At 35.0% G+C, this 15,304-nt stretch carries 10 protein-coding genes; all 10 read right to left on the bottom strand.

What is annotated here, in order from left to right:
* Positions 1-24 precede the first annotated feature (24 nt).
* The gene (locus N2Z58_06325; GenBank protein MCX7654274.1) at positions 25-951 is read right to left on the bottom strand and encodes a carbohydrate ABC transporter permease; all 927 of its coding nucleotides are present in this window, start codon (positions 949-951) and stop codon (positions 25-27) included.
* Complete coding sequence (locus N2Z58_06330) at positions 948-1,802, bottom strand: sugar ABC transporter permease (protein ID MCX7654275.1); 855 nt, start codon at positions 1,800-1,802, stop codon at positions 948-950. The genes N2Z58_06325 and N2Z58_06330 overlap by 4 nt, the downstream gene beginning before the upstream one ends.
* Entirely contained in the window at positions 1,799-4,075 is a 2,277-nt protein-coding gene (locus N2Z58_06335) for a DUF5696 domain-containing protein (protein ID MCX7654276.1), read from the bottom strand. The genes N2Z58_06330 and N2Z58_06335 overlap by 4 nt, the downstream gene beginning before the upstream one ends.
* Positions 4,056-6,074 (bottom strand): YIP1 family protein, encoded by a 2,019-nt coding sequence (locus N2Z58_06340; GenBank protein ID MCX7654277.1) that lies wholly within the window; start codon positions 6,072-6,074, stop codon positions 4,056-4,058. The genes N2Z58_06335 and N2Z58_06340 overlap by 20 nt, the downstream gene beginning before the upstream one ends.
* A 23-nt stretch (positions 6,075-6,097) precedes the next feature.
* Entirely contained in the window at positions 6,098-6,970 is an 873-nt protein-coding gene (locus N2Z58_06345) for a carbohydrate ABC transporter permease (GenBank protein ID MCX7654278.1), read from the bottom strand.
* Positions 6,971-6,979: 9 nt separating this feature from the next.
* Positions 6,980-7,873, bottom strand: a complete 894-nt coding sequence (locus tag N2Z58_06350; GenBank protein ID MCX7654279.1) for a sugar ABC transporter permease — start codon at positions 7,871-7,873, stop codon at positions 6,980-6,982.
* Complete coding sequence (locus N2Z58_06355) at positions 7,863-10,844, bottom strand: extracellular solute-binding protein (GenBank protein ID MCX7654280.1); 2,982 nt, start codon at positions 10,842-10,844, stop codon at positions 7,863-7,865. Before N2Z58_06355 ends, N2Z58_06350 begins: the two co-directional genes overlap by 11 nt.
* Before the next feature lie 36 nt (positions 10,845-10,880).
* On the bottom strand, positions 10,881-12,275 hold the full coding sequence (locus N2Z58_06360; protein MCX7654281.1) for an extracellular solute-binding protein: 1,395 nt from the start codon (positions 12,273-12,275) through the stop codon (positions 10,881-10,883).
* A gap of 73 nt (positions 12,276-12,348) precedes the next feature.
* Positions 12,349-13,476: a carbohydrate binding domain-containing protein gene (locus tag N2Z58_06365; protein ID MCX7654282.1), complete on the bottom strand. Its 1,128-nt coding sequence runs from the start codon at positions 13,474-13,476 to the stop codon at positions 12,349-12,351.
* Between the two features lie 412 nt (positions 13,477-13,888).
* Positions 13,889-15,277, bottom strand: a complete 1,389-nt coding sequence (locus N2Z58_06370; protein ID MCX7654283.1) for an extracellular solute-binding protein — start codon at positions 15,275-15,277, stop codon at positions 13,889-13,891.
* Positions 15,278-15,304: the final 27 nt, after the last annotated feature.

Here is a 15,304-nt window from a genome sequence, read left to right on the forward strand (position 1 = left end):
CCTCTCCCTTCTAAACTGAGTAGCTTATTCACCTGTAATTCCTGTTCTTTCAAGACTTTCAACAAATTGCCTTTGTAATATCAAATAAGTTATTAGTAAAGGTATAATAGTTATCAATGTTGCAGACATTCTTATTCCTTCATTAATCCTGTTAGCTGCACTCCCGTCTGCAGTAGGAAACATCACAGCGTATCTGGAAACAAAATCTCTTAAAGCAATTGGAATAGTTTTAATATTGTTACCTAACAAAAGTCCTGTTAGCAGAGTTTCGTTCCAGTACCAAACTAATGAAAATATAAATGTTGTTACCATAGCTGGAATAGAGAGTGGAAAAACAATCTTGAAAAATATCTGGAATGAATTTGCCCCATCAAGTTCCGCAGCTTCATCGAAGGTCTTTGGTAACATATTAAAGAAATTATAATACAGTAAAATAAAAATTGCGCTTCTAATTCCTTGACCAGTCAAAGAAGGTAGAAAACTAACAAATGGTGTTCCAGTAAGATTTAGTCTACTGAATAACATATATTTAGTAACCAAAGTAACTTGTGATGGTATCAAAAAGGTTGCGAGCATAAGTACAATCCAAAGCTTTTTCAACGGAAATTCAAAACGTGATAATCCATAAGCTATTATTGCGGTGATGAAAGTTTGGAAAAGGGCAGGAATGGTTGACATATAGACACTATTCAATAGCGATTTTGCGGCATCAAGCACTTTCCAAGCTCTTACAAAATTCTCAAACGTAAGTCTTGTTGGTATCCAGTTTACTGTAGGGTTCACAAGATCTTCAACACTCATGAAAGAAGTAGTTATCATGTAAAGCAAAGGATATAAATATGCATATCCAATTCCCAGTAGTAGAAAATAAATTATAAATTTCATGGACGGGCTTTTTAAATATTTGTAATAAATACTTGCCTTGGAAACGGCAAAATTAAATTTCCTCATGTACTTTTCCTGCCTCCTTTCAAGAGCAAGAAAGAAATACCTATTATAACCATTACGGAGATGAAATAAATCCAAGACAAAGCAGACGAATAGGAATATGGTTTATCAATATCGAACATTCTCTGGGTTATACTTGTATTCACTGGATTATTAGCAAAAGAAGCCAAATCCACTATAGTATATATGGTATTTATCAAAACGAAAGGTTTTATAAGTGGCAAAGTTATCTTCCAAAAAATTACCCAGCTGTTTGCTCCATCAATTTTTGCCGCTTCGTATATACTTCCGCTGATTTTTTGTAATCCAGCTAGGAAAAAAAGTATTTGAACACCTGAGAACCATAATATAAGTACAAGATTGTTGAACATGTATATAAATGGATAGCTTATCGTATTTGGAAGAAGCGTAAAAAAGCTATAAATAAAGTATTTTCTTGGATCGACTATTTGTGCAGCATTATTTGCAATAAGTTCGGCTATAACAGGACCGCTTATTATGACTACTGGTAAGAAATATAATAGCCTGAAAAAAGCTCTTGCTCTTAACTTATTGTTGAGTAATATGGCAACTACAAGTGAGAAAATTACAATCAGCGGTGTTGACAATACAATACTCAAGACGGTGTTCCAGAAATTTATTGGAAAATTTGGATCCGTTCTAAAGGCATAGATGTAGTGCTTTAGTCCAACAAAAGTCGCTCTTATACCTTCAACCGTAAAATTCACGTTGAAGAAACTTAGGTAGAGCGAATAAAAGAACGGATATGCTGTGAAGACTAAAAAACCTATTATCCAAGGTAAAATGTACAAATATCCAGTTAAAGCTTTTCGTCGGCGTCGTCTCACGCTCATTTTTCACCAACTCCAATAATTCCACTGATATCTCTTAGACTTGCAACTGACCACGACTGTGGTTTTATTTTATAATGCCCGAGCTTATAAGTTCTTGATGTGTAGTTTACCAGTATAGAGTAACCATTATTGTATACTACAACCACAAAGCCTGGCTCCAGTACAATTCTGTCTACTATCCTCATGCCACGCACATCTTTTAAAGCGCTTCTTACTTCATTATAAACAGCCACCATTTTCGTTTTCCAGTCATCGAATTTAGTAGACGCATAATCCCATAATGGAGTATCTTTGATCACGTAATTATCAACAGCTGTTAATATAAAAGATGGTAATGCACCGTATTCTATCATCTTAAGTACATCATTTCGAGAAAAAAAGCTGTTGTTAATAAAAGGTGCAAAATAATCCATACTTCCACTTAGAACGATCTGTAAGAATGGAACCGTATCTGTTTCGAAAAGATACTGACTGCAATTCATCGGCATCTCCAGCATTCCATTTATATACTTCCATGTATAGTCATTTGAATTTGTAAGGTATATACTATTTGACATTACCGAAATCTTAGCAAGTGTGTCCTTGACAAGCCTTAGCGCCTCACTTCTTGTAAACTCTTGCCCGTATTTCAAATCTCCGTACAATTTCGAGCCAAAATCATATAGAGCAAAATTACTAAATCCCATTTTTGTGAGCTTTGTAATCTTTTCAGTAACATACTGGTTTGCAAGTTTGATATTTGTATAATAACTTCTGTACAACCAGAGTTCCTTATTATCTCTCTCCTCGAATATAATCGACTGAGATAGATTTATTCCGACTTCATTCTTCAGGTTGATTTGCTTTTCAGAAACCTTGGTGACATTATCCATCAAATAAACATCGTAGCCGGTCTTTTTACCTGCTTTATGCAAATTAATTATGTCTGATATCTTTCCTAAGCTTCTTTCAAATGACAATTTACTTACCTTATTTCCATGCACACCACCTTTTTGCCAACCATGTATTATAACTTTCAAATTCCTCACACCAAGCTCTTTCAAATCCTTAATCGCTTCTTCAATCTGTTTGAACGTGGTTATACGGACTGTTCGATAACCAACTATTTCTTTCTTTATATCCGAGCCGATAAACAGAATAGCTAATGGAATATCACTATCTACAACTTTTCCCCTCAATACATCTTCAAGGTAATTATTCCTGTAATACTTCGCCATCCCAATGTAATCTGCATCGTTCCCTGTCAGAAATGAAATTTGAAGTTCGGCATCGAACTTGTTCATTTCCTTTTGGGCTACTTGTATACCTGCTCCACTTCGACTTGTGGGCTGAAGGTACTTTTGCCGATATATAAACTTCGCAGAAGCCCAATTATATAGGCTCAATATTCCACTTGGATAAGCAATTATTGCCGAATATTCTTTTCCAGAGGTAACAACACCAAATATAGCATTTTGTCTCACACCGTGAACTATTCCAAAAATTGGTGTTAGCACAGATGGTTCCTCACGTAAAAAGTCGTTTGGTCTTCTTGAGCGAAGATCATTTACTGAAGCTAAATTCTCAATTCCATAGTCTTTACCATATACCCTTTTCTCAAACCAATTTAAATAATGAGCGGGTTTAGAAAATCGAATAAGTGCACCCGGCCCATCTGGTACAAATATATAACCGTCTATTCTATCTGCAACAGTGCTTCCCAAAAACGGAACAAAAATCACAGAAGCTAATGAATATTTTCCAGATTCCATTATGTCTTTATTCTTGATCTGAAAAATAACCTTATTTTCATCTACTCTCAGACTCACCACGAGCGAAATTCCTATATTTTTAAAGCTAAATCTGAAATCTATACCATTTTCAACTTTTTTGTAACTTTTCTCAGCAGATACATCAGCACTTCCTATTACATTCGAAATTCCACGTTCATCAAAATACTCTATCAAAACTATCGACTTGGTTATTGACTTCCATGTATCATTCATTTCATTATACGCATCGTCTGTAACTAAAACATCGCCCCAGATGTATCCACTTCTTCTATCTATGATTCTTAAAGAAGAAGTTTTCAAGTCAGCCCATAATTCTATATCTTTTGACTTTGCAATACTTGTATAGCCATCCAATGTGAACTGTGATTTAATCTGTATATACTTTTCCGGTCTTGTATATCTATTCGACAAAAATTCATTTCCAACACCTTGAGAAAATACTGAACAAATAAAAAATATTATAAAAACTACGGCTGTCAACCTATTTTGAGAACCTAACACGATAAAGCACCTCCTGAACAATACTGAACATTGTTTCTACAAGCTGATCCCACAACATGTAAACTATAGAGTATATAAGTATCATGACAAATATCCATCCAAGTGTTAGTAGGATACTTTTTATCGTGTTCCTTATATTGTAATCGTGTATTTCTTTTACACCTGTGAAGAGTAAGACAGCGCTCCAAGTGATGATTATTAACGAAGAAAAATCAACAAGAAACATTTCGTTGTAAGTTAAGATGTATGTGCTTAAAATTACAAACGGCTGAAATAGTATATATGGTGCAAAAGAATATGCCGTGAAAATGTATATATCTCTCAGTGTACCTTTTCCATCGCTTATTGAACTCACAAGCCAATTCGAGACAATCCAAAGCCCAACGGAAGCGGTGGCAGTTAAAATAACAAATCCGATACTTCTTTGTTGTGTATTCAGGTTGAATATAAAACTTCTGCCAAAGTAATCTATTACTACAATAAGTAAGAATAGCAGATAAACAACTGAAGCTGATAATAAAGAGCCATGCTTCTTCTTTTGAATATAGTAGAACGTATCTAATGGATGTTTCAATATATTAACCATGAAAACGATGTCTGATAATAACTTTGATTCAATTCTTAATTTTATATTAACTCTTCCACTTTTAACTAACCAATTAAAGACTCCGAATCCGGCAATAACAAGTAAAATGGACAACAATATACTCCCCATGTACTTCTGTAAAAACATATTTCTGAGTTCCCAAAACGCGTCCGAATAATCTCTTTTTGAGAAGGCTTCCTTAAAATGAAATGCAGCTTTACCATAATTAGCTTCCTGAAAATATGCCTTCCCCAAACCATGATGGGCAATTTTTGAGTAACCATCGTACGTCATAACAGTCTTCCAAAGATTTTTGCTCTCCAAGTATTTGCCTTGTTCATACAAATTTAAAGCTTTATGGAGTATATTTGCATAATCGGTTGGAACAAAGACGTGTACAAGTCCTCTCTCCTTGTCAAGCACATATAAACGTCCTTCATCATCGATTTCTATGGCAACTGCTACCGAAAACAATCCACTTCTTTCAGTAGCTATAGCACGACCGCCAAAAGAGAATATTAAATTTCCTTCTTGGTCGTATTCATAGATTAGACCTGTTTCGGTTAGTGCATACATTCTTCCATGTTGATCGACAGAAATATCAACAAAATTCTCTTCATCGATCATCCTTTTCTCGCGAGAAGCGGAAAGCACATTGATTCCTACAGTATTATGTCTTTTTATCGCATTGCCATTTTCTTTCTGAGTTATTGTGTAAATAAGCCCCTTATTATCAATTTCAATGTTTGTATAAGGCTTGGGAATTCTGTTTAGCAGTTTAGCTTTCTGTTCCTTTGTATAAAATAAATCAATAAACTTATCCAAGAATGTTAAACTGACAGTGTTACTTCCAAAATATCCAAGAAATTGACCATCTTTGTCAAGCTGTATTATCCCTTCAAAAGTACCTTCACTAACAATATACAAATTTCCTCTTTTATCCACAACGAGCTTTCTGGGTTTATAATTCGCCGTTTCTCCGAAAAGTGGATTAGTAGGTCTTCCTATTCTCCCGATTTCTTCTCCATCATGCGTAAAAATAACAACCTCAGAACTTCCCGGATCAGCAACGTATATATATTTGTCTGTTACAAAAATTCCTGTTGGTTGCCACAATGACATATCACCAATAATCCTTATTTCTCGTGTATTCATATCAAATACGACAATCCGAGCATTTCCTGAGTCAACAACATATAATTTTGAACCTTTTATAAACAAGTCCTCAGGATAGTACAAATCAAAATCCTTAAACAATACCTCGCTTACTAAATACGCATCTTGTGTTATTTTCCAATTGTTATTACCACTGAGGGTATAAGTTAAGAATGTGCTGTCCACCCCAAACACGAGCGAAGAAAACAGGTTGTGCACTATAGTTAACATCAAAATTAGGGAGAAATTTCTTATCATTATGTACTTCACCTTCCGCTTAACTATTTCAATCCACTGTAAGCCATAGTATTCATAACTCGTGATTGCATAATGATAAAAAGTATCAAGTTTGGTACAAACATTATTAGACCAGCTGCTGCTGAAATACCTTGTCCTGCTATGGTGTTTCCAGTTGTTTGAGTTAAATTGGAAACGTAAAAAGCAAATGTTCTAAGATTCTCATTGTTTATATAATATGCGGAAGCCTCGGCGCTATTCCAAGCAACCTGAAAAGCCAAAATTCCTACCGTTGAAATTGCAGGTTTTAGGAGAGGTATTATAATACCAAATATTATCTGAAAATCATTAGCACCATCTACTAATGCTGCATCAATCAAAGCATCTGGTATCTGATCTATGAATTGCTTAACGAGGAACACACCTATAGGCATTGCAAGTAGAGAGAGTATATTTATTATGAACGTATCTATCAATCCAAGACTTTGGATTATAAAATATCTTGGAATTATAACTGCTACAGGTACAAACATAAGTGCAAGATTGTTGATCGTAAAAATCAGTCCCTTAGTCTTAAAATGTTTTTTTGAAAGTGAATACCCAGCAAAAACGGATATCAAAATCGTGAACAAGACAGTGAAGAATGCAGTAAAAATACTGTTCATAAGGTATCTACTAACTGGAATATTAGAAGTCCTTGTTAAAGCGAAAAGTTCATAAAAATTTGCAAGTGTAGGTCTTCTAACAAAAAACCTTGGCGGATAGAGAAACAACTCGTCCAGAGGTTTAAAAGCCTGCGAAAAGATGAAAATTATGGGCAGCATCATAAACACGGCAATGGGAGTCAGTATAAAATAAAATTTTAATTGACTTTTATGAAAATATCTTGGATTAGTTTTTGTACTAAACCTTGCCATAGTGGATCCCTACCTTTCACCAAACAAGCGCCATGCCACGCGTGAAAAGAACCAAATTATCAATAGTAAGACTACAGACAAAGCTGCAGCGTACCCCATCTCATAGCGTAGAAAGCCGTAATCCTCTATGTGATTAACCATCAATTGTCCAGCGTACTGAGGTGTTGGATTGGAACCGGACAAGGCAACACCTATACCTGCAGATGTAAAGGTGTTAACTATTGACATAACAGCTCCAAACAACATCTGAGGTTTCATTGCTGGAATGGTGACGTATATTATCTCCTGCAATCTGTTCTTTATCCCATCTATATAGGCTGCCTCATACAACTGTTCATCAATATTCAATATCCCAGCAAGCATAGCAAGAAAACCCACTCCCATGCTACTCCACAGTGACACAATAATCATAATGTCCATAAGATGTTGAGGGGATTGTAACCATTGCACAGGTTTATCTATCAACCCAAGGTTTAATAACAGTGCGTTCAGATACCCTTGTTGATCACCATTGAACAATACACGCCAAACAACTGTCATCGTAACTCCGGCTGTTAAAGATGGAGAATAAAGAATGAGTGCAAAAATGGTTCTTGGCACTTTTGTAAGTTGTGCAACGAGCCAAGCAAGGGTAAAAGACAGTATATAACCACCTACACCTACTATCAGTGCGTATTTAATCGTATTTGGGAGCACTTTTTGCATGAAAACATGGTCTCTTGTCAGCAAAGTAATATAATTCTGGATTCCTATCCATTTTGGTCTTTCTATTGCGTTAAAGTAAGTGAACGATAAAAATATGGCAACTACGACTGGTAAAACAATAAAAATTGTGAAAAGTGTTAAATAAGGTGATAAAAGAATCCAATGATCTGAGTGTCGCCTTGTTAATTTAGTAGCCATGAACATCACTCCAGATCCTTCTTTGATTTTCCATGATTTCTGAAGCCTTCACTCCAAGATTCTTCTTAATAAACTCTTCCATACTGTTATACATGTTATAAACTTTAACACGTTTTCCTTCTTTAACATACCCAAATTCAGTTAGCTTTCTCTCAAGCTCCCTGTTTACTAAGATAACAGATCGATCGATAGACGCACGTAATGGATATCCCTCCACCACAACCCTATTCCAGACGTTACTAATTTCTCTCTCTGTCATGTAACCTCCCGGGTGTCTCTGTACTTCTTTGATCCATTTCCATTGATTCAAAATTACTTTCTTATGTTTTTCATCAATAAAGTCAAGTTCTTTAAATGCGTTTACATTAGCCGTATTCCACAGGTATGTAGGACCATATCTGTTAACAAGCATACGTGAAAATCTTAACTGTGTTTCTTTCGAAAGCCACCATTTTAAAAAGAGCCAAGCCTTTTCTTTTTTGTTTGAATTTGCAAACACAACATCTACTCGGTCACCAGAAACTTGATATCGTTTTACCACACCACTTTCATTCTTAACGCCAGGTGAAACCGAGATATCCCAAATACCATACAACTCATCAGCAGCATTTGAAAGAACTACATAAAGTCCAAAATCACCAACACCAATCGGTATTTTTCCATATCGGAAAGAGTTATAAAAACTTGCTACTTGCTCTGGAATTCCGTATATAGAAAACAATTCCGTCATCAATTCAAAAGCTTTTACAGCTTTCTCTTCACTTAACGCAGCTTTCAAACCATCTTCTGAATACAGCCTTGCATCATTTTGGAAAAAAAACGGAGCAGTTGTGTTAAAATACTTTGTAGTTTGCTCGCACATAGGTATAAAGAAATTCATTCCTCTTCTTTGTAATTCGGGGAGAATCTTTTTAACATCCTCCCAGGTATCAGGTAATGGAATGCCCAAATTTGAAATTATATCTTTTCGATAAAACAAAACGTAAAAATTTTGAGTTTCAGTAATTCCATAAACCTTATCATCTATCACCATCGGTAAGAGTGTTTCTATGTTATAATCCTTTGAAACAAATTCAAAAAAATCAGAAAAATCAGAAATTGGATACAGTGCCTTTCTAATTGCTAATTCAAATGGGATCCAATTACTAATACTCAATGCAATATCAGGTGTGTTTCCTGATGAGGCTGCTAGTATCAGTTTTTGTTCGTTTGGCATCAGCGAAAGTATAACAGGTACACCTGTTTTTTTCGTAAAATCAGTATCAATAAGATACTGTAAAGTTTCAACATACTGAATTGGTCTGTTGATCCAAACTTGTAAAGCTCTTGAATCTGTCTTTTCAAATATAGAATAATCCTGGTTCTTATTGGAAATCGATAACCAAAGTTTTTCTATTTCTTCGTACGCACTTATTAAACCTTCACTCATCTGAGTTAAGATGTTTGGGGGCTCACCTTGGAAGAGATATATTTTATCAATTCCCATTGGTTGTTCACGTAATTTCATCGACAAATCGGATAATCTTTGCGCTACAGACGAAGCACCACCGCTTAACTCATCTAAGAAAAACGGTAGTTTCTCAGGTTTCTTCAAAATCTTGTCAATAAGATCGGCTGCAACAACCAAATCAGAAACAGAAGATCGGCCATGTTGACCTACATAACCAATAAGATCATTGTAGTATTTTCTCAACTTTTTGGATATGTACTTAAGTTCGTCTAACGTACCAGGCATATATTTCTCTATGTTCCAAGTTCTATTCGGATCGAGATTACTCCCAACAAGTTTCTGTATATCAAGTCCTATATTTTGTATTCTTCTTACCAACTCCTGAAGCTGTTTAATCAAATCCTCGTAAATACCAGTCGAAACTTCTAGAGACAAAAAATGATATCCCTTCTCGAGATAGATTTCGTAAGGCAGAATCTTGTCTTTCCAATCGTAAGATGTGTACTCGAATGGTACATTTTTCAATTCTTTAAAAAGTATATTTCCATCAAAATAAACGTTTCTGAACACTGGGATACCTTGTCTCGTAGACTGACGATACCTGAAACCTATCTTGTAAATTCCTGGCTTTTCAATATAAACTCTCCAAAAAATCTCCTGACCAGCGTCTTTAAAAGTACTTTCTTCGATAACATTAATCTTTTTTCTTAATATCTCATACGGACTTACTTGAGCACTTTGGACATTTGATATACCAATCAAAAAATCGCTCTTTCCAACTAAATTCTCTGCTTCGAGTAAAATTGTTTTGCCAGCAAAAATCTCTGAGCTTGCATTCTTTAGCTTTAAGCTTTTATAATCATTGTATGAAAATTCCGCTACATTATCAACAGGCACAAAAGTTATACTTTTTATCCATATTGGTTTTCGTAAATTTCTTATTCTTAAAACATTCTCACCTTTAACTAAATTTAAAGTGATAGGGTTACTTGAAATTCTTTTTCCATCCTTAAAAAAACCATAAATTAAACCCTTTAAAGCATATTGTTCTGGAACAATCTCATTTCCGTATCTGTCATAATGTTTGTTTGAGAAGTCGTAATAAACAAAATTATCGATGAAAACTTGATAATGTTGGTCCTTATTAACCTCTATATCAAGTGAGGCATTTGCAGATGTTTCTGATGAATATTCAAAACCGATTACAACCTTGAACTGTCCACTTACATCACTTCTGAATGACAAAGTGTAAGTTTCATCAACATCTATATTTCTATTAATTTCAAAAGAAATTCCATACTCTTGTAATTTGCCGTATCGATTTTTATAGAGTTCATAAAGCTTATCAGCGATTTTGTTAGCACTAAGATCGCCGAAAACATGAGCTTCATTTTTCATAGAAAGCTTTTCCAATCCTGTTTTTAATTTAATATATTCATCTCTTCCTATAAAATATAGTAAAGACAGTATCAAAACCATTGCCAAGAAAGAAAAAATAGAAATAATCAAAAATTTCTTCACATTCTAACCTCCATTGATTCATCAATTTCTCCGAATTTACTTACCTTCGACTTGCTTTCTAATTTTCTCAAAATTTTTTTCAGCTTCGGAAAGCTTTTTGTAAAACACAGTCCAAGATTCTTTAATAACTTTGTTTGCCTTTTCCTGAGTTTCAAAAGCTACCGCTGAAGGTTGTACCTCTCCTCTCCTGATTCTTTCGTTAACTGGGAATATAACATCCCAAATTGCCTCAAACCAGCCCGGAACAACTTTCCACATATCAACGCGAACTGTTTTGTCGAGATTCTTATGCATATACTTTATTCCATCAGGTATCTTTAAACCCGAAAAATACTTCACTACCTCTGGATGCATTGTTGCAGGTATAAACCAGTCGTTTAACCTACCGGTTGTTTTCTCAATTCCTTGAGCTTCAAATATTTTCAATCTTGCTATTACACCTCTTGGATCGTACGTTATAAACCTTGCAAATAGAAATGATTCCTTTGGATATTTTGTTGTTGATGACACAAAAGCGTAATTGATATGTACCGGGATTCTCAAACCAATCTTTGGATCCTGAGGTAATGGATACATATCGAATTCCCAAGGTACACTTTTCAACCAGCTCCAATCGTAAGTTGCTTCGAATCCCATTAAAACCTTCGATTCTCTAAAAGCATCAGCATCTTTTCCAAATTTCTTTTGATAATCATCAAGTTGATTTTGATTTCTCAAATCTTGATTAATAAGATCATCCGAGACAAGTCCAGGAATTGATTTCAGTTCTCTTTGAAGACTTATGGCTGCTATCCATCCACCGTTTACCAAATCAAACTCCCATTTTGATGGATCAAAACTCCAAAAAGTTGTTCGATTGCTTAATACTGCTGCCATAAATGTATCAAATTCCCACAAATGGTTTATTCCAGAATATTCCTTAGTTGTTGCTCTTCTTGCATAATTCTTAAACTGATCAACTGTCCAAGTATAATCGGGTCTTTGCAAATTTAATTTCTTGAGAAGCTCTAAATTCAACACAATAGTTTCAAAGTGGAGCCGTTCGCCTAACGCATAGGTTTTGTTGTTGTATTTGAACGCGTTTCGAACACTTTCAGGAACATATTGTATATAAGGATCATCTTTAAAAAATTCATCAAGTGGATAAACCCAACCTTGTGAAACAGGGTATGCCAACGGTTCCCATGATTCAGCCACAACATCAGGTAATGCTTTTTTCGCTGCAGCGCGTGCAGTCAAAAAACCATTGACATCTGGTTCGTTCACTATGAAATTCACCTGTATGTCAGGGTAATATTTATTAAACTCAGCAGCCAATTTCTTATAGTTCTCGACATTCCAACTCCATACTGAAACATTTATTACAGCTTTGCCAAATACAGAGATAGCTAAAAAAGTCGTAAACAATATTAAACTTACCAACCTTTTCATTAAAACCACCTCCATCAGACAACAGTGTTGAACTTAACGCTTTTTAAGAAATAGTACAGATAGTTTTGCTTCTTTACTTCATTGGTGAAACAACAATATCTGCAAAATAGATCGATGTTGCTTTATCTTTACCAAGTTCGAAACTTAATGTTATCACAGAGTCTGCAATCTCAGGATGAGTATATTCAAATCTAAATGACTGCCATTCATTGGTTAAATCTAATTCTCTTGAAAAGTAAACTGAATATGGTGCTGTTGTTTGCAGAATCTTTATATTAATCTTTCTTCGCTCATCTGCCTTCACTTTGAAAGAGATAACATAATTATTTCCCTTTCTGAGCTTTATCCATTGATTAAACTGTATATGCCAAGTCTCTGTGCCTGTGTTCAGTAATTCAATAAAACCTATTCCATCCATAACACCGTATCTTGAGACCTTTGCACCAGAAATTCCATACTGACTTGCTTGCCAAATCCACCATTCATATGGCATATTTCCTTGATCATTTATTATTTTGTAGGAAAAATCACCATTGTTTACGAGATTATCAGGTTCTTCTTCGCTTTCGAAAGAATAGTCTATTGCTTCAGATTCATCTTCCTGGGGCAGATACTCGGCTGGTACTTCTGAACGATCTACTTGTCGCAATACTATGTCAGAAAAATATACCGTAGTGTTTTCCGTCTTACCAAGCTCAAATCCAAACGTTACAACTCCATCAGCTCTTTCTGGATGAACATAATAAAATTCGTAAATTTGCCAATCTTTTGAAAGTTCTATGGTCTTAGCGAAATAATTTACCCAAGGATCGTGGGTTTGTAATATTTTAACATTTATCTTCTTTGATATATCTGCTCTTGCCTTGAACGAGATGTAATAAATTTTCATTGGAACTAATTGTACCCATTGATTAAATTGAATATGCCAAGAATCACTTCCACTATCTTCTATCTTTAAATAGATAATTCCGTCTTTTACGTCGTATCTGGAGATCTTCGCACTACTTATGCCATACTTAGATGCTTCCCAAATCCACCAGTCAAACGGAAAATTCAACTGGTCATTCTTTATAGGTTCTTTAAAGTTCCAGTTGTTTAGAATACTAACCAAATTACTCCTTTGACTCTTATCAACATTTGTTGGTTGTCCATTTAAAATAATTACTAAACCCAACAGAAACACAATTACAAACTTTTTCATACACCTACACCCCCATTCTTAAATTTTACACTTCACATCTTTTGAAATATCCCATCATAGTTACAATACAAAACGTTTTAGATATTACACAATCATCTTCCGGAGAGTATATTCAACCTTCTACAACCAGTATTGTATGATGTAACTTGTTTCATAAGAAATGAAACACAGAAATTTACTCTTTTCTAACTGAGTTGTTCACTTCCTAAGATTAAAAAACGGTTTTACAACAATAAGTTAGTTGTAACAATATAGCAGTAATGTTGTGGAAATAAACGTTACGTGGAATATTCTTCTTCTTGCTCATTCAGACTCAAAATTTATTCGCTTAGCACATTTTTATATTTCGTACTTGTTTCACAAAAAGAAATGGTGGCTTAAAAAAGCCACCATTCCGAAAAATATTTTTAGACTATTTTCCCTCTATTTGTTTTCTTAAGCTTGGGAAGTTCTTTTCCACATCGGCCAACTTTTTCATAAAATCGTCCCAAGCGGCTTTTATTATTTTATTTGCTTTTTCTTGAGTGTCTGCTGCTACGGTTTGAGGTTGGACTTCTCCTCGCCTTATCTTTTCACTTACAGGGAAAATAACATCCCAAGTAGCTTGATCCCATCCAGGTATTGTTTTCCACATATCAACTCTTACACCCTTATCAAGGTTGGCAAGGCACCATTTGAACCCATCTGGAAGTTTTAGTGTCTCAAAATATTTAACTACATCTGGATGTTTAGTTGCTGGTATCAGTAGTTCAATTTGTCTTCCAAACTCTTCGCCAACTGACGCATCAATTTTTAATCTTGCAACTACGCCTCTTGGATCAAAAGTTAGGAATTTCAAGAATAGATAAGCTTCTTTTGGATACTTCGTCGTTGAAGTCATAAACGTGTAATTGACATGAATTGGAAATCTCACACCGATTTTTGGATCTGTTGGTAAAGGATAAAAATCAAATTGCCATGGTACAGTCCTAATCCAGCTCCAATCCCATGTTCCATGGAGTCCGGCGAGTACTTTTGATTCTCTAAATGCATCAGCGTCCTTACCGAATTTTTTCTGATAATCATCAAGTTGACCTTTATTTCTTAATTCTTCATTTTTCAAATCATCAGAGACAAGTCCTGGTATAGATTTCAGTTCCTTTTGTAATGTAATGGCTGGTATCCATCCACCATTTACAAGGTCAAATTCTAATTTCGACGGATTGAAGCTCCAAAACGTTGTATTTTTATTCAAGACGGCAGCCATTACATTATCAAAATCCCACAAATGATTTATACCGGAATACTCTTTTGTTGTAGCTCTTCTGAGGTATTGCTTAAACAATTCTACGTTCCATTGATAAACAGGTTTTGGTAAATTAAGCTTTTTCAACAAATCGAGATTTAAATATATACCTTGGAAATGCAACCTTTCTGGTACTGCGTAAGTCTTGTTATTGTATATAAATGATTCTCTCAAATTCTTTGGTACGGATGTCCACTCTTTGTCATTTTTCAAGAATTCATCAAGGGGATAGACCCAACCTTGTGAAACAGGATAAGACAATCCTTCCCAAGACTGCGCAACGACATCTGGCAAAGGTTGTTTCGCTGCAACTCTTGCAGTCAAAAATCCATTTACATCAGGTTCATTTACTACAAATGACACTTCGATATCAGGATAAATTTTAGTGAACTCTGCGGCCAGCTTCTTGTACTTCTCTACATCCCAACTCCAAACCGAAACAATTAGGGTAACCTTTGCAAGCAAACTTGTTACAAACATAGCGAATAACATTGTTACCAAAAGCCATCTTCTCATACTCTCCACCTCCTTAGAAGATACACG

The organism is Fervidobacterium sp. (assembly GCA_026419195.1).
Lineage (GTDB): Bacteria > Thermotogota > Thermotogae > Thermotogales > Fervidobacteriaceae > Fervidobacterium.